Origin of the sequence: Sphingobium sp. D43FB, assembly GCF_002312805.1 — a bacterium.
Taxonomy (GTDB): domain Bacteria; phylum Pseudomonadota; class Alphaproteobacteria; order Sphingomonadales; family Sphingomonadaceae; genus Sphingobium.
This window is the reverse complement of the sequence record NZ_NMUA01000002.1, coordinates 261,833-277,011: the sequence shown is the minus strand read 5'-3', so window position 1 is coordinate 277,011 and position 15,179 is coordinate 261,833. Positions and strand designations below refer to the sequence as shown.

The window sequence follows — 15,179 nt, the reverse complement described above, 5'->3', positions numbered from 1 at the left end:
AACGGCGGCGTAACCGTTAAGCAGCCATGACATTGCTCCGCGCCTCCCGGTCGACCGGTGACATCCTGCCCAATCCCGCACGGCGCATGCGGATGTTCGCGACCGCGATGCTGCTGGTCATGGCGGCGATATTCATCGCGGCGCGGGCGACCGTCCATATCCATCCCGCCATCGGCTTCGTGCAGGCCTTTGCCGAAGCGGCGATGGTGGGCGGCCTGGCCGACTGGTTCGCAGTCACCGCGCTGTTTCGCCATCCGCTCGGCCTGCCCATCCCCCACACCGCGATCATCCCCCGCAACAAGGACCGGATCGGCGAGACACTGGCCGTCTTCCTGCGCGACAATTTCCTCACCCCTGCGGTCGTCGCACGACGGATGCGGACGATGGATGTGGCGTCGGCAGCAGGCCGCTTCCTCGCCAGTCCTTCGGCGGGTGACGGGCGGCTCCGCGCGGGCGCGTCGCGCCTGATCGCCGACATGCTTGAAGCGTTGGACCAGGAACGGTTGGGCGGCATGGTCAAGGGCGCGATCGGCCAGCGGCTGCGCGGCATTCATGTCGGCCCGCTGATCGGCCAGGCGATCGAGGCGGCAATGCGGGATGGTCGCCACACCCCGGTCATGGACGGCATCATCCACTGGGCCGACAAGACGCTGGAAGCCAATGACCATCTGATCCGCCAGATGGTGCATGACAAGGCGGGCAAAGTGCTGCGCTGGACCGGGCTGGATGAAAATCTGGCCAATGCGATTATCGACGGCTTGCGCCGGATGCTCGCCGAAATGGCCGCCGATCCGGGCCATGAACTGCGCTTGAAGGCGGAAGAGGGCATGGCAAAACTGGCCTTCGACCTGCAATTCGACTTGGAAACCCAGGCGAAGGCGGCGAAGATCCGCGACGAGATACTCGACAATCCCGCCATGCAGCGCTGGATCGACGGGCTGTGGGAACAGGCGCGTGGCGGGCTGCTGCGCGCGGTGCGCGATCCCGGCAAGGCGATGGCCGGGCGGCTGGGCGAAGCGCTGCGCCAATTGGGCGGCACCTTGCAGGAGGATGCGCGGCTGCGGCTGGTCATCAACCGCTTCGTGCGCCGCGCGGCGGTGGGGGCGACTGCCACCTATGGCGATGCGATCGTGCGGCTGGTCAGCGACACGGTGCGCGGCTGGGACGCGGGCACCATCACCAACCGGCTGGAAGGCGCGGTCGGCCGCGACCTGCAATATATCCGCATCAATGGCACGCTGGTCGGTGGCCTCGTTGGGCTCATCCTGCATGCCATTGACGTGGCGCTTTAACCCTTCCCGACAGCTTCTCCAGCGACTCAATAAAATGATGTTGCAACATATCATAGAAATATGATGTAACATGTCATTATCCGTCCAAAGGCGGGCGGTGTGGAGAGGAGTCGAGCGATGCGTACATTCGTAATGCAAGCGACGGACAAGCGGGGGCATCAGGCGGAAGTGATCCGGCCTTCGGGCTATCAGGGCAGCAGGGGATCGTCCTTTGGAATAGGCGGCGCGATTGCGGTCCACGCGCTGGCCGTCGGCGTCTGGCTGATGATCCCGCAGGAAATGATCGACACGGTGTTCACGCCGCCGCCGCTGATCACCACCAACGTTCCGCTGCGTGATCCGCCCCCGCCCGAACAGACCGAGCCGACGACCACAAAGCGGATACCGACTCGACCGACAGAGCAGCGCCCGACCACGGTCGATCCGATCGTGCCGTCGAGCGGAGGCGATTCCGTCCTGACCGGCAGCACCGGGTCGGGCGAAGGTATCGACCCCGGTCCCACCATCATCCTGCCGCCCGCCGACCCGCCGCGCGAGCCGGTGATGATCGAGGCGGCGATCGACCCACGCGCGCTGTCGGCGTTCCAGCCCGACTATCCCGGCGTCATGATCCGGCAAGGGATGGAAGGCAGCGTGACGGTGCGGGTGACGATCAATGCGCAGGGTCGTGTGACCGACATTGCCCGCATGGCCGCCAGCGACGAGAGTTTCTGGCGCGCGACGGAACGGCACGCGCTGCGCAAATGGCGGTTCCGCCCCGCGACCCGCGATGGCGTGGCGGTGGCGACGACCAAAATATTGACCGTGCGGTTCACGTTGACTGACCGGTAAGCCTACGGCTTCCGCCCTGTCCGTTGGGCAGGGCGGACCTTATCCATTTGCGCCAGCTGCGACGGACCCTTTTGCATCCTGGCGCAGGCTGGCCTATATGGACGATATGGCGATTTTTCCCCGTCCCGTTTCCCCCAAAAGAGCAGCCAATGATCTGTGGGGTTATTTTCGCGAAAGCCGGCCCCATAAATGGCCGTTGCTGGGCCTGTCGGCTGCGATCACCTATGTCATCATCTGGGCGTTCATCGTCGATGGCAACACCAATACGATGCCGACGCGCAACAAGATCATCTATGTCAAAAGCTGGGACGCCAACCGATCCGACGCGGCCGTGATCCTGCAGCAGAAGATGGACATCGCCCGCTATGAAGTGGCGCTCTCGCGCAGCCAGAAGGACATGCAGAAGGTCGCCGACATGGTCGGGATCGAATGGCGCGAGGACGCCGAGCGCAACAGCGCCAAGCGCAAGGAAGCGCTGACGCGGATCAACGCAATGCTGGACGAACGACTCGCCAAGGCCAAGCAGGCCGAAGGGGCGCAACAGCCCTGAGCGCATCGATGCCGATAGCCGACCCGGCCACCGACCGGCGCTTCATGGCCGCCGCCATCGCGCTGTCGCGGCGCGGACGCGGGCTTTCCACCCCCAATCCCAATGTCGGCTGCATCATCGTGCGGGACGGCCGGGTCGTGGGGCGTGGCTGGACGCAAAAGGGCGGGCGACCCCATGCCGAGGCGCAGGCGCTGGAACAGGCGCTCGACCGGGCGCATGGCGCTTGCTGCTATGTGACGCTGGAACCCTGTTTTCATCTGTCCCCGCGCGGCCCGCGCTGCGCTGACCTGCTGGCACGCGCTGGCGTGGCGCGCGTGGTGATCGCGCTGCGCGATCCCGATCCGCGCACCGACGGGCAGGGGGCGGCCTGGCTGCGCGAACGGGGCATCGCGGTCGAGATGGGCCTGATGGCAGAGGATGCCGCCCGCGCCATGGCGGGGTTCGTTTTGGGCCAGACGCTGGGGCGGCCACATGTTACGCTCAAGCTCGGCCTCTCGCTCGACGGGCAAATCGCGCTCGCCAATGGCTCCAGCCGCTGGATCACGGGACCGCAAGCCCGCGCCCACGCGCATATGGAACGAGCGCGGCACGACGCGATCCTGGTCGGCGGCGGCACGCTGCGCGCCGATGCACCGCGACTCGATGTGCGGATCGCCGGGCTTGAAGGGCGCAGCCCGCGCCGCATCCTGCTGAGCCGGGGCGCGGCACCCCATGGCTGGGAACGGATTGGCGCGCCGGAGGACATATCGACGCTCGACCGGGTCGATCATCTGCTGGTCGAGGGCGGCGCGGCGACGGCGGCGGCCTTCCTGCGCGCGGATCTGGTCGATCGGCTGCTGCTCTATCGCGGGCCGATCCTCATCGGCAATGGCTTTGCTGGCATCGGCGACATCGGACTGACCGGCTTGAGCGAGGCGCATGGCCGCTGGCGGCTGATCGACGAGCGGCGGTTGGGGGCCGACGGACTTGAGGTTTACGAGGCGGTTCGGAGCGCTTAGAGGCCGAGGCACAGGCCTCAATAGATGGATCAGGACGCATGTTCACCGGCATCATCACCGACATCGGCACCATCCGCAGCGCGGAGCAGCGCGGCGACCTGCGGCTGGTCATCGGCAGCGGCTATGCGATGGACGGCGTGGCGATCGGCGCGTCGATCGCCTGTTCGGGCGCGTGCCTGACGGTGGTGGAAAAGGGCCCAGACTGGTTCGCGGTCGACCTGTCGGCCGAGACGGTAGAGCGCACAGCGCCCGGCCTGTGGGCGCAAGGGGGGCGCCTGAACCTCGAACGCGCGCTCAGGGTCGGTGACGAATTGGGCGGGCATATCGTGACTGGCCATGTCGATGGCGTCGGGCATCTGGTGTCGGCCACACCCGAAGGCGATTCGATGCGCCTTGTCATTGCCGCGCCCGCTGCGCTGGCGGCGGCGCTGGCGGCCAAGGGATCGATCACGCTCGACGGCATTTCGCTGACCGTGAACAGTGTCGAGGACCAGGCCGATGGCAGCGTCCATTTCGGCCTCAACATCATCCCCCACACCGCTGCGGCCACCACGCTCAATGCGCTGCCGGAAGGGCGCGCCTTCAATCTGGAGATCGACGTGCTGGCGCGCTATCTCGACCGGATGATGAGCCTTCGCAATCGTGCAATGTGATTGCGGCTTGTAATTATCACATTGCAATGTGATATACGGCTCCAGTCTTTTCCGGGCAGGAGTCGTTTTCATGTCGTCCGCACTTCTCGATACCGTTCGCCGCCTCGTCACAGACGGCGGCATGTCCCGTTCCGGCCTGGCGCGCGCCGCTGGTCTGCACGCCAATTCCCTGCGCAAGCTGGGCGAGGGCGACTGGAATCCGACCGCCGACACGTTGGGCAAGCTGGAAGCCTATTTGTTGAAGCGCGAGGGCGGCACCGCGCTCGCCTCGCCGGAAGAGATCATCAACGAAGCCCGCAATGGCCGCATGTTCATCCTGGTCGATGACGAGGATCGCGAAAATGAGGGCGACCTGGTCATTCCCGCGCAAATGGCAACGCCCGACGCGATCAATTTCATGGCCACCCATGGCCGCGGCCTCATCTGCCTGGCGCTGACCAAGGCGCGGGTCGAGGAACTGGGCCTCGGCCTCATGAGCCGCAACAATGGCACCCGCCACGAAACCGCCTTCACCGTATCGATCGAGGCGCGCGAAGGCGTGACCACCGGCATCAGCGCCGCCGACCGCGCGCGCACCGTATCGGTCGCGATCGACGGGTCGAAGGGCAAGGCAGACATCGTGACGCCGGGCCATGTCTTTCCGCTGGTGGCCAAGGATGGCGGCGTGCTGGTCCGCACCGGCCATACCGAAGCGGCCGTGGACGTCGCCCGTCTGGCGGGCCTGAACCCATCGGGCGTCATCTGCGAAGTGATGAAGGACGATGGCACCATGGCGCGCCTGGACGACCTCATCCCCTTCGCCCAGAAGCACAAGATGAAGATCGGCACGATCCGCGACCTCATCGCCTATCGCCGCCGCCATGACCATATCGTCGAACGCCGTGCGGAAACGACCTTTGAGAGCCAATGGGGCGGCGACTGGAAGGCGATCAGCTTTTATAACAAGGCGACACAGACCGAACAGCTGGCCCTTCAGAAGGGGCATGTGACGCCCGATCAGCCGACGCTGGTACGGATGCACCAGTTTTCGCCGCTGACCGACACGTTCGGACAGGAGGGGCCACGCGCGGGAATGCTGGCACGCTCGATGAAAATCATCGGCGAAGAAGGCGCAGGCATCATCGTGGTGCTGCGCGGCGACGAACCGGACATGCTGACCCGCATGTTACAGCATCATTCCGGCATCGCGCAGGGCGACATGGACGAACTGCGCAACTATGGTGCGGGCGCGCAGATATTGGCCGAACTTGGCGTGCATGACATGATCCTGCTGACCAACAGCAACCATAGCCTTATCGCGCTTGACGGCTATGACCTGGCCGTGGTTGGGCAACGTCCGATCGAGCTGTAAAGGATTTATCATGGCCAAATTCCTGATCGTCGAAGCGCGCTTCTACGACCATCTCAACGACCTGCTGATCGAGGGCGCGACCGCTGCGCTCGATGAGGAGGGGCATAAATATGAGGTGGTGACGGTGCCAGGCGCGCTGGAGATTCCGGGCGCGGTGGCGCTAGCGGCGGAGACCGGGCGCTATGACGGCTTCATCGCTATTGGCGTGGTGATCCGTGGCGAAACCTATCATTTCGAAGTCGTGTCGAACGAAAGCGCACGCGGCCTGATGGCCTTGTCGATGGACGGTATCCCGATCGGCAACGGCATATTGACGGTCGAAAATGAGGCGCAGGCCCTGACCCGCGCCAAGATGACGGAAAAGGACAAGGGTGGCGAGGCGGCCAAGGCAGCGATCGCCATGCTCGGCCTGCGCCAGAAGTTCGCGATCTAAATTCGCGCTATAAAAATATGATAGTCGGCCGGAGGGGGAGACGGTCCGGCCGACTATCGACCCGATCAGGCGGTGGGAGCGACCGCCTCCAGCGTCGGGTAGTCGGTATAGCCAGCCTCGCCGGGACCATACCAGGTCGGCATAGGCTGGGGCGGGGTCAGCGGCGCATCGGCGTGCAGCCGCTCGACCAGATCGGGATTGGCCATGAAGGGACGGCCAAAGCTGATCGCATCGGCAAGGCCGCTGTCGAGATCGGCCTGCGCCCGATCCTTGTCATAATCGCTGTTCAGGATCAGCGGCCCCTTGAAATGCTGGCGGATCAGCGGCGACTGGCGTGGCACGTCGGTCGCGCCGAAGGTGCCGTTCGGACCCGGCTCGCGCAGTTCGAGCGAGGCGATGCCGATCGCGTTCAGCACGTCGGCGGCATGGGCGAACAGCGTAGCGGGATCGCTATCGTCCACGCCCTGGCTGTCGCCATTGGGTGACAAGCGCACCGAAACCTTGTCCGCGCCGATCGCATCGACCACCGCCTGGGTGACCTCGCGCAGCAGGCGGACGCGGTTTTCGACGCTGCCACCATAATCATCGTCGCGGAAATTGGCATTGTCGCGCAGGAACTGGTCGATCAGATAGCCATTGGCGGCATGGATCTGCACCCCGTCGAACCCGGCGCGAATCGCATTATGCGCGGCCCGGACATAGGTTTCGATCAGCGCGGGAATCTCCTCGATGGCCAGCGGCCGAGCGGTCTCGAACGGTGCCTTGCCGTCATAGGTGTGCGCGTCGCCCGCCGTTGCGGTGGCGCTGGACGATACCGGCTGTTCGCCCGTAACGCTCGAATGCACCTGACGCCCCATATGCCATAGCTGGGCAATGATCCGCCCGCCTGCATCATGCACGGCCTGCGTCACGGGTTGCCAGGCGGTGACCTGCTCATCGGACCAGAGGCCAGGCGCATAGGGCCAGCCAAGGCCCTGGCGCGAAATGCCGGTCGCTTCGCTGATAATCAGGCCCGCGCCAGCGCATTGGCGATAATAGTCCACCATGATCGGGGTGGGCACATGGTCGCGGGTCGCGCGGCCACGGGTCAGCGGCGCCATCAGGATGCGGTTGGGCGCGTCGATCGTGCCGATCTGGATAGGGTCGAACAGGCTGGTCATGGAATCTCCCGAACTTTCAAGGTTGCAATTTGCAACGGGACTTGGGTGCCAAAGCCAGCTAGGGAGCCGCGATGCCCAGTTCAACCCCTACACCCCCGATGGACATACCGCGCCTCGCTTTTCCGGCGCTGATCCTGGCCAATATCATGTTGTCGCTCGGCCCAGTCCTGGTGCGGCTGGCCGATGTCGGGCCGGTTGCGGCGGCCTTCTGGCGGTTGACGCTGGCGCTACCGGTCCTGTTGCTGCTGGCGATCCCGCGGCTCACACGCACCCCGCCCACGCGGCGCGAATGGGGCGTGATGCTGCTGGCGGGCGTGGTGTTCGCGGGCGACCTTGCGGCCTGGCATCTGGGCATCATCCATACCAAGGTCGCCAATGCGACGCTCTTCGGCAATATGAGCGCGCTGCTGCTCCCGGCCTGGGCGCTGCTGGTGCTGCGCCAGCGGCCGACGCGAATCCAGGCGATCGCGCTGCTGCTGGCGGGCGCGGGCGCGCTGATATTGATGGGGGGCAGCTATGACCTGTCGCCGGTCAACCTGCGCGGCGACCTGCTCTGCCTGCTCGCGGGCATTCTTTACACCGCCTATATCCTGATCATCCAGCGCGCGCGGGGCCGTCTCGACAGCTGGTCGGTGCTGGCGGTGTCGAGCGTCGCCAGCGCGCCGACCCTGCTGCTCTGTGCATTATGGCTGGGCGAACGCATCATGCCCGGCAACTGGACCCCGCTGCTGATCCTGGCCATGTCGAGCCAGTTGATCGGGCAGGGGCTGCTTACCTATGCGATCGGCTGGTTTTCGCCGCTGATCTTGGGGTTGAGCCTGTTGCTGCAACCCGCCGTATCGGTGCTGCTGGGCTGGCTGATGTTCGGCGAATGGCTCAGCATCACCGACATGGTCGGAACGGTTGCGGTTGGGGTGGCGCTGGTGCTTGTGCGACTGCCCACCCGCTCCTAGATTGGGGCCATGACCCAGGACATGACCCTCGACGAAATCCGCGATCTTCTGGCCCCCGTGCTGGCCCGCCATGCTGCCTTCGACGGCTGGCGCAAGGAGGCCGTGATGATGGCGGCGGCGGAAAAGGGCGTCGATGCCGATATTGCCGCGCTCGCCTTCGCCGATGGCCCGGTCGACATGATCGACGCCTGGTTCGCCAGCATCGATGCGGCGATGCTCGATGCGTTGCCACCCGAAACGCTGGATGCCCTGTCGATCCGCAAGAAGATCATCGCGCTGGTCGAAGCACGGCTGGCCTTGGTTGCGCCTGATCGCGAGGCGCTGCGCCGTGCGTTGGCGATCCTCGCCATGCCAACCAATGCCGCTCGCGCCGCCCGGCTGGGCTGGCGCGCGGCCGATGCCATGTGGCGTGCGGCGGGCGACACCAGCACGGACCTGGCCCATTATACCAAGCGGATGACGCTGGCTGGCGTCTATGCCGCCACGCTGCTGGTGTTCGTCGATGACGCCAGCGAAGGCCATGCCGACAGCCGCGCTTTCCTTGCCCGGCGGATCGAAGGCGTCATGCGCTTCGAGAAGCTCAAGGCCAAGATCAAGGGCGTCGGCGGCGGCGAACGGCTCAGCTTCGCGCGCTTCGTCGGGCGGCTTCGCTACCCCGCGATCTGACGCAGACGCGATTCGCGCTGGCCTTTCCCAATCGGTATTGATAGTCACTCGCAGCAATCAAGCTGAGAGTATCCCTTACCGTGCGCCTGACCGACCTGCCGCTGCGCCAGCCCGCTTATGTTGATCTGATCGACTGGTCCGTTCTGTCCCCCTCCGAAGGCCAGCGCTTGCGCGAATTCGGCCTGTGCGAAGGCGCAAGTGTAGAGGCGCTGCACCGGGGCGGCATGTTCGGACGCGGGCCGATCGCCTGCAAGGTCGGCCGCATGACCATCGCCATGCGCCGCAGCCATGCCGCCGCCGTCACGGTCCGCACCGGCCCGGATAGCTTGGATCAGGACCGCGCCGCATGAGCGCGCTGCCCCTGGTCGCGCTGGTCGGCAATCCCAATGCCGGCAAGAGCGCGCTATTCAATGCGCTCACCGGCGCGCGGCAGAAGCTCGGCAATTATCCCGGTGTCACCGTCGAGCGCAAGGCGGGCCGCCTGTCGCTCAGCGATGGCCGCCCGATCGAACTGGTCGACCTGCCCGGCACCTACAGCCTTGATCCCGGCAGCCCCGACGAGCAAGTGACCCGCGATGTCGTGATGGGCAAGCAGGTGGGTGAAAAACGCCCCGACGCGCTGGTGATCGTGGTCGATGCCGCCAATCTCGACAATCATCTGCGGTTCGCGTTGGAACTGATCGCGCTTGGCCTGCCGACGATCGTGGCGCTCAACATGGTCGATCTCGCCACTCGCGACGGGCTGGAACTGGATGCCGCGACCTTGTCGCGCGAACTGGGCGTGCCGGTGATCGCGACCGTCGCGGTGCGCAAGCGCGGCCTCGATCATCTGCGCGAAGCACTGGGCGATATGCTGGGCGAGGGCCGCGCGGTGCGCGCCGCGGCGCCCGACCGCGATTTCGATGCCCTGCGCGCCGAAGCGCGGCGCATCGCCCGCGCCGGGATCGTGCGCGAAACCCCCTCGCGCCGCCTGACGGCGGCGGTCGATCGGGTCGCGCTGCATCCCGTCTTTGGCCTGATGCTGCTGCTCGCCTTGCTGTTCGTCATGTTCCAGGCGGTCTATGCCTGGTCCGAAGCGCCGATCGCGATGATCGAGGGAGTAGCCGAAGCCGCCGCCAGCACCGTGCGCGACACGCTGCCCGATGGCATCATCCGCTCCTTCCTGGTCGATGGCGTCATCAACGGCGTCGGCTCAGTCGTGGTGTTCCTGCCGCAGATTCTGATCCTCTTCTTCTTCATCCTCATGCTGGAGGCGACCGGCTATATGGTCCGCGCTGCCTTCCTGATGGATGGCATCATGGCGAGGGTCGGCCTGTCGGGCCGGGCGTTCATTCCCCTGCTTTCCTCCTTCGCCTGCGCGATTCCCGGCATCATGGCGACGCGGACGATCGCCGACCCGCGCGATCGGTTGACGACGATCCTCATCGCGCCGCTGATGACCTGCTCGGCGCGCCTGCCGGTCTATGCCGTCATCATCGGCGCCTTCATCCCAGCGCGCGACGTGCTGCCGGGCGTGGGCTTGCAGGGCTTCGTGCTCTTCTGCCTCTATGTCGCGGGCATTGTCGGCGCGATGCTGGTGGCGCTGATCCTGCGGATGACCGTGACCAAGGGCGCAAGCGGCGGCTTCCTGATGGAAATGCCCAAATATCAGTGGCCGAGCGCGCAGGACATCCTGCTCGGCCTGTGGCAGCGGGCCATGACCTTCCTCAAGCGCGCAGGCACGATCATTTTCGCTTCTACCGTGATCCTCTGGCTGTTGCTGACCTTCCCCAAAGTCCCCGATGGCAGTCCGGTCAGTCAGGTCGATTATTCCGTTGCCGGGCGTATCGCCAATGGCCTGACCGTCGTGTTGGAGCCGATCGGCTTCAACCGCGACATTTCGCTGGCGCTCATCCCGGCCATGGCGGCGCGCGAAGTGGCGGTGTCGGCCCTCGCCACCGTCTATTCGATCGACGCGGGCGATGACGAGGCACTGCTGGAAAAAAGCCTGGGCGACCGGCTCAAGGACCAGTGGCCGCTGCCCACCGCGCTCGCCTTCCTCGCCTGGTTCATCTTCGCGCCGCAATGTATTTCGACGATCGCCGTCACGCGGCGGGAAACCAATGGCTGGAAATGGCCCATGTTCATGGTCGGCTATTTGTTTGCGCTCGCCTATGTCGCGGCGGGCCTGACTTTCTGGACTGCAACGGCTGCCGGATTGTAATAGCAGCCAACAAACCATGAACGGATTTCTAAGCGAGGGTTGACGCAAATCTTCATGCGTCTGATAATGCCATCGATAGTCGCGCTACCGCACTTTTTTCCTGATTCCCACGCGTCCTTTTAGGCGTGAGGGCAAGGGGCCTTCGGGGTGCTGGTCTTCAACCAGCTTTTAAAAAGTGAGGTAAGTATGAAACGGGTTCATGTCCGTTCTTATACACGCTGGCGCTATGGCAATTTAGAGTGTGTCTGCAAACATACTCGTCGTTGGCCGCGTCAGTATTCGTTCGGTTTCTAATCCCTAGGATCCAACGATGGTAGCGCGGCTATCACTCTTAACGAAGCGACGGCCAAGAGCGCCAGCGCGCGCTGAAAATGCGAAAATCTTTCCTCTTTTGCAAGCGCCAATTGCGACTTTCCGCCCGCATGCGAATATATTTTAATATTGCTAGTCGTTAGCGATAACAAGTTGTGTTGAGGTTTCCTGTTGCCGCCCGCTGGACTGCTCTGGCCGCCGGACTATAAGGGGCCGCTTTCAAGGCATTCGGAGGAATCATGGCAGGGTCTGTCAACAAGGTCATTCTGGTCGGCAATCTGGGCGCGGACCCGGAGGTCAAGAGCTTCCAGAATGGCGGCAAGGTGTGCAACCTGCGCATCGCCACATCCGAAAGCTGGAAGGACCGGATGACCGGCGAGAAGAAGGAGCGTACCGAATGGCATACGGTCGCGATCTTCTCCGAAGGTCTGGTCGGCGTGGCCGAACGCTTCCTGCGCAAGGGCAGCAAAGTCTATATCGAAGGCCAACTCCGTACCCGCAAATGGCAGGACCAGTCGGGTAACGACCGCTATTCCACCGAAGTCGTGTTGCAGGGTCTGGGCTCGGTCCTCACCATGCTGGACGGCGCGCCGGGCGGCGGCGGTCAGGGTGGCGGCTATGGCGGCGGCGGTCGCGCGCAGCAGAGCGTGAGCGACTGGGGCGGCGGATCGAGCGGCTATGGCGGCGGCGATGCCGACGACTTTGGTGGTGGCCAGGGCGGCGGCTTCGGTGGCGGCCGCGCTTCGGGTGGTGCATCCGGCGGCAGCCGCGGCGGCGCAGGCAGCCCCAATTTCGACAACGACCTGGACGACGAAGTGCCGTTCTGACTAGCACTAGAGCATGATGACTTTAAGTCGCATCACTCCGTTCGCCCTGAGTAGGGGCTGAGCTTGTCGAAGACCCGTATCGAAGGGTCGGCTGCGCTTACATCCTTCGATACGCCATTTCGACTTCGCTCAATGGCTACTCAGGACGAACGGTTCTGAGTAAAGTCATCACGCTCTAAAAAATCCTCCCCTGCCAGGGCAGGGGAATCGCATATGGGCTTGAACGATTGATCGAATGGGATTCTTGGGTGGTCTCCATAGTTGGAGGCGACCGATGGATGATTTTTCCGCATATTTTGGGGAAGTTGATGATCCGCGCGCGGGCAATGCGCGGCACAATCTTCTCGAACTGATCTTCGTTGCGCTTGCGGCGGTTCTGTGCGGTGCCGAAGATTGTACGGATATGGCGGAGTTTGCCCGTGCCAAGCTGGGCCTGCTGCGTCAGGTGGTGGATCTGGAGCATGGTCCACCGAGCCACGACACGTTCAGCCGGGTCTTCCGGTTGCTCGATCCCGAGCCGTTCGAAGCGGCGTTTGCACGCTTTACGGCGGCATTCGCAGGTGCCCTCGAAGGCGTGGTGGCGATTGATGGCAAGGCGTTGCGCGGGGCGTATGAACGTGGGCGCAAGGCGACGCCGCTGCATCTCGTCAATGTCTGGGCAGCCGAGAAGCGTCTGGTCATTGGCCAGCGGCTGGCACCCGGTCGCAATGAAGTCGCCGGCGTGCTGGAGGTGCTGACGCTGTTGCGTCTGGACGGCTGTATCGTCACCGCCGATGCCCTGCATTGCCGGCCCGACACGGCGCAGGCCATTCTCGCAACCGGTGCCGACTATGCCCTGGCGATCAAGGAAAACCGGCCAAAGCTGCTAGCCAGCGCCAAAGCGCTGATCGCAAGGGGCGAGCAGGCGGATGTCGCCACGATCCGGTCAGGCCCGGCCCATGATCGCACGGAAATTCGACACGCGATCGTGGTGCCCGCCGAAGCCCTCGACTTCCCCGGCATCGCGGCGGTGGGGCAAGTGGAAACGTGCCGCCGCAACGCTGGTCGGGACGAGCCACCGGTCAAACGCTGGTTCCTTCTGTCCCGACCTTTGACCGCCAAACGGCTGATCGAAGTCGCGCGCGCGCATTGGACCATCGAAAACCAACTGCACTGGGTGCTCGACGTCGCCTTCGAGGAAGACGCCGCCCGAAGCCGAAAGGACCATGCCCCGCAAAACCTCGCGCTGATCAGGAAACTTGCGCTCAACATCTTGAGAACCCACCCGGACAAGGGATCAATCAAAGGCAAAATCAAACGGGCGGGCTGGAACGATGCATTCCTTCTCTCAATGCTTGGTCATATGCGATAGCCCTGCCTGTCAGGGGAGGTGGCAGGGCATAGCCCTGACGGAGGGGTGTCACCCTATCGAAAAGGCGACACCCCTCCGTCTGGCTTCGCCAGCCACCTCCCCCACAGGGGGAGGATGATCTCTTTTTAGCCCCGCGCCAGTTCTGCCGCAGCAAAAGCGCGGATATGCGCGCCCATATCCTCACGCTCCAGTGCCAGCACCAGATTGGCCTCGACATAGCCTGCCTTCGACCCGCAATCGAATCGGCGACCATCAAAGGTCACGCCATGGAAGGGCTGCTGTCCGATCAGCGAGGCCATGGCGTCGGTCAGCTGGATTTCGCCACCAGCCCCCTTTTCCTGCGTTTCGAGGATCTTCATCACGTCGGGCTGCAGGATATAGCGGCCAGGCAGGATGAGATTGGAGGGCGCGGTGCCAAGCGCAGGCTTTTCGACCAGCCCCTTGACCTCCGTCAGCACGCCATCGCGCGCACCCGGATCGATCACGCCATAGCTCGGCGTCTGTTCCATCGGAATTTCGAGCGCGCAGACCAGATTGCCGCCGACCTGTTCATAGGCATCGACCATCTGCTTCATGCAGCCATGCCCCGGCGCACCCTTCATGAACTCGTCGGGCAACAGGATGGCAAAGGGTTCGTCGCCAATGATGTCGCGCGCACACCAGATGGCGTGACCCAGCCCCAGCGGCTCCTGCTGGCGCAGAAACACCGCATTGCCCGGCAGCAACCGCGTCCCGTCGAGCGCCGACAGATCCTTGCCGCGCTCGCGCTGCGTCGCCTCCGTCTCATAGGCAATGTCGAAATAATCCTCGATCGCGCCCTTGCCGCGCCCAGTGACGAAGATCATCTGCTCGATCCCCGCCTCCAACGCTTCGTCCACTGCGTACTGGATCAACGGACGATCGACGACCGGCAGCAATTCCTTGGGCACCGCCTTGGTTGCGGGCAGGAAGCGAGTGCCGAGTCCCGCAACGGGGAAAATGGCTTTGCGGATAGGTTTGTTGGACATGCTACTCCATTCTCGCTGCAACGCGGGATGGAGCAAGGCATCGCCATCCCCGTCGCAAAGGTCAAGCCTTACGACAGGACCATAACGCCTTTGGCATCGCGATGTTCATCCAGCGCGGCTATTATACCGCCAGAAGTCGCTGGGCGAGATGATCGAGCGAGCCGATCTCGATTTCGAGCTGATCCAGCGACACATGAATCTGGGTATTACGCCCGTCGCGGCAGGTAAAGCCACCCTCGGCCGGTTGCTGAAAGCCATTGATGATGAGCGAACGGAACCGGTCGATCCGCTGCATGTCGCGTTCGATCGCGGAGATTTCGGTCAGTGCGCTGGCATTGCGCCGGTCGCGCATCGCGACCATCGTGCGCAATTCGGTCATCAGCTTGGCCATGCTCGGCCGGGTGCGCGCGCCCACGGTGCGAATATCACCCATCGCCTCGCGCAGCAGGCCGATCTTGGCCTCCAGGCTTTGTTCGAGCATCGTCCAGGCGCAGACCAGTCGCCCCACCGCGCAGAGCAGGGCGGCATCCTGCGGCGCATAATCCGAAACCGGCTTCATCGTCATATCGGAAACTAACTGTAACCCCACGCC

At 64.1% G+C, this 15,179-nt stretch carries 16 protein-coding genes; 13 read left to right on the top strand and 3 right to left on the bottom strand.

From position 1 onward, the window contains the following. Positions 1-26: 26 nt before the first annotated feature. The 7 genes from SxD43FB_RS03210 to ribH all read left to right on the top strand — a co-directional run bounded on the left by SxD43FB_RS03210 (position 27) and on the right by ribH (position 6,108). The gene (locus SxD43FB_RS03210) at positions 27-1,292 is read left to right on the top strand and encodes a DUF445 domain-containing protein (protein WP_096060934.1); all 1,266 of its coding nucleotides are present in this window, start codon (positions 27-29) and stop codon (positions 1,290-1,292) included. 117 nt (positions 1,293-1,409) lie between these two features. Then, entirely contained in the window at positions 1,410-2,123 is a 714-nt protein-coding gene (locus tag SxD43FB_RS03205; RefSeq protein WP_096060933.1) for an energy transducer TonB, read from the top strand. 97 nt (positions 2,124-2,220) lie between these two features. Next, positions 2,221-2,673 (top strand): hypothetical protein, encoded by a 453-nt coding sequence (locus SxD43FB_RS03200; protein WP_096060932.1) that lies wholly within the window; start codon positions 2,221-2,223, stop codon positions 2,671-2,673. Positions 2,674-2,681: 8 nt separating this feature from the next. Continuing rightward, complete coding sequence (ribD, locus tag SxD43FB_RS03195) at positions 2,682-3,671, top strand: bifunctional diaminohydroxyphosphoribosylaminopyrimidine deaminase/5-amino-6-(5-phosphoribosylamino)uracil reductase RibD (protein WP_255245586.1); 990 nt, start codon at positions 2,682-2,684, stop codon at positions 3,669-3,671. A gap of 38 nt (positions 3,672-3,709) precedes the next feature. Beyond that, the gene (locus SxD43FB_RS03190) at positions 3,710-4,324 is read left to right on the top strand and encodes a riboflavin synthase (protein ID WP_069065449.1); all 615 of its coding nucleotides are present in this window, start codon (positions 3,710-3,712) and stop codon (positions 4,322-4,324) included. 70 nt (positions 4,325-4,394) lie between these two features. After that, complete coding sequence (ribB, locus tag SxD43FB_RS03185; RefSeq protein ID WP_096060931.1) at positions 4,395-5,675, top strand: 3,4-dihydroxy-2-butanone-4-phosphate synthase; 1,281 nt, start codon at positions 4,395-4,397, stop codon at positions 5,673-5,675. 10 nt (positions 5,676-5,685) lie between these two features. After that, complete coding sequence (ribH, locus tag SxD43FB_RS03180) at positions 5,686-6,108, top strand: 6,7-dimethyl-8-ribityllumazine synthase (RefSeq protein WP_096060930.1); 423 nt, start codon at positions 5,686-5,688, stop codon at positions 6,106-6,108. 65 nt (positions 6,109-6,173) lie between these two features. Here the strand turns inward: ribH and SxD43FB_RS03175 are convergent, their stop codons facing one another. Then, the gene (locus SxD43FB_RS03175; protein ID WP_096060929.1) at positions 6,174-7,268 is read right to left on the bottom strand and encodes an alkene reductase; all 1,095 of its coding nucleotides are present in this window, start codon (positions 7,266-7,268) and stop codon (positions 6,174-6,176) included. 71 nt (positions 7,269-7,339) lie between these two features. On the opposite strand from SxD43FB_RS03175, the gene SxD43FB_RS03170 reads away from it, so the two are divergent. The 6 genes from SxD43FB_RS03170 (at position 7,340) to SxD43FB_RS03145 (ending at position 13,580) form a co-directional block, all read left to right on the top strand. Continuing rightward, positions 7,340-8,221: a DMT family transporter gene (locus tag SxD43FB_RS03170; RefSeq protein WP_096060928.1), complete on the top strand. Its 882-nt coding sequence runs from the start codon at positions 7,340-7,342 to the stop codon at positions 8,219-8,221. Positions 8,222-8,230: 9 nt separating this feature from the next. After that, positions 8,231-8,887, top strand: coding sequence for a COQ9 family protein (locus tag SxD43FB_RS03165; protein ID WP_255245585.1), 657 nt, complete (start codon positions 8,231-8,233; stop codon positions 8,885-8,887). A gap of 80 nt (positions 8,888-8,967) precedes the next feature. Beyond that, positions 8,968-9,237 (top strand): FeoA family protein, encoded by a 270-nt coding sequence (locus SxD43FB_RS03160; protein WP_096060927.1) that lies wholly within the window; start codon positions 8,968-8,970, stop codon positions 9,235-9,237. Continuing rightward, a complete protein-coding gene (locus SxD43FB_RS03155; protein WP_096060926.1) occupies positions 9,234-11,090 on the top strand; it encodes a ferrous iron transporter B in 1,857 nt (618 codons plus the stop codon). Before SxD43FB_RS03160 ends, SxD43FB_RS03155 begins: the two co-directional genes overlap by 4 nt. 551 nt (positions 11,091-11,641) lie before the next feature. After that, positions 11,642-12,229, top strand: coding sequence for a single-stranded DNA-binding protein (ssb, locus tag SxD43FB_RS03150; protein ID WP_096060925.1), 588 nt, complete (start codon positions 11,642-11,644; stop codon positions 12,227-12,229). A gap of 274 nt (positions 12,230-12,503) precedes the next feature. Next, entirely contained in the window at positions 12,504-13,580 is a 1,077-nt protein-coding gene (locus SxD43FB_RS03145; protein ID WP_096060924.1) for an ISAs1 family transposase, read from the top strand. 125 nt (positions 13,581-13,705) lie between these two features. Here the strand turns inward: SxD43FB_RS03145 and SxD43FB_RS03140 are convergent, their stop codons facing one another. Continuing rightward, positions 13,706-14,587: a UTP--glucose-1-phosphate uridylyltransferase gene (locus SxD43FB_RS03140; protein ID WP_069065442.1), complete on the bottom strand. Its 882-nt coding sequence runs from the start codon at positions 14,585-14,587 to the stop codon at positions 13,706-13,708. Positions 14,588-14,708: 121 nt separating this feature from the next. Continuing rightward, positions 14,709-15,152, bottom strand: coding sequence for a hypothetical protein (locus SxD43FB_RS03135; RefSeq protein WP_037477155.1), 444 nt, complete (start codon positions 15,150-15,152; stop codon positions 14,709-14,711). Positions 15,153-15,179: the final 27 nt, after the last annotated feature.

What these genes read in the sequence shown, in the direction of transcription:
- SxD43FB_RS03210 (WP_096060934.1), top strand. Translation starts at nt 27, where the DNA reads ATGACATTGCTCCGCGCCTCCCGGTCGACCGGTGACATCCTGCCCAAT.
- SxD43FB_RS03205 (WP_096060933.1), top strand. Translation starts at nt 1,410, where the DNA reads ATGCGTACATTCGTAATGCAAGCGACGGACAAGCGGGGGCATCAGGCG.
- SxD43FB_RS03200 (WP_096060932.1), top strand. Translation starts at nt 2,221, where the DNA reads ATGGACGATATGGCGATTTTTCCCCGTCCCGTTTCCCCCAAAAGAGCA.
- ribD (WP_255245586.1), top strand. Translation starts at nt 2,682, where the DNA reads ATGCCGATAGCCGACCCGGCCACCGACCGGCGCTTCATGGCCGCCGCC.
- SxD43FB_RS03190 (WP_069065449.1), top strand. Translation starts at nt 3,710, where the DNA reads ATGTTCACCGGCATCATCACCGACATCGGCACCATCCGCAGCGCGGAG.
- ribB (WP_096060931.1), top strand. Translation starts at nt 4,395, where the DNA reads ATGTCGTCCGCACTTCTCGATACCGTTCGCCGCCTCGTCACAGACGGC.
- ribH (WP_096060930.1), top strand. Translation starts at nt 5,686, where the DNA reads ATGGCCAAATTCCTGATCGTCGAAGCGCGCTTCTACGACCATCTCAAC.
- SxD43FB_RS03175 (WP_096060929.1), bottom strand. Translation starts at nt 7,268, where the DNA reads ATGACCAGCCTGTTCGACCCTATCCAGATCGGCACGATCGACGCGCCC.
- SxD43FB_RS03170 (WP_096060928.1), top strand. Translation starts at nt 7,340, where the DNA reads ATGCCCAGTTCAACCCCTACACCCCCGATGGACATACCGCGCCTCGCT.
- SxD43FB_RS03165 (WP_255245585.1), top strand. Translation starts at nt 8,231, where the DNA reads ATGACCCAGGACATGACCCTCGACGAAATCCGCGATCTTCTGGCCCCC.
- SxD43FB_RS03155 (WP_096060926.1), top strand. Translation starts at nt 9,234, where the DNA reads ATGAGCGCGCTGCCCCTGGTCGCGCTGGTCGGCAATCCCAATGCCGGC.
- ssb (WP_096060925.1), top strand. Translation starts at nt 11,642, where the DNA reads ATGGCAGGGTCTGTCAACAAGGTCATTCTGGTCGGCAATCTGGGCGCG.
- SxD43FB_RS03145 (WP_096060924.1), top strand. Translation starts at nt 12,504, where the DNA reads ATGGATGATTTTTCCGCATATTTTGGGGAAGTTGATGATCCGCGCGCG.
- SxD43FB_RS03140 (WP_069065442.1), bottom strand. Translation starts at nt 14,587, where the DNA reads ATGTCCAACAAACCTATCCGCAAAGCCATTTTCCCCGTTGCGGGACTC.
- SxD43FB_RS03135 (WP_037477155.1), bottom strand. Translation starts at nt 15,152, where the DNA reads ATGACGATGAAGCCGGTTTCGGATTATGCGCCGCAGGATGCCGCCCTG.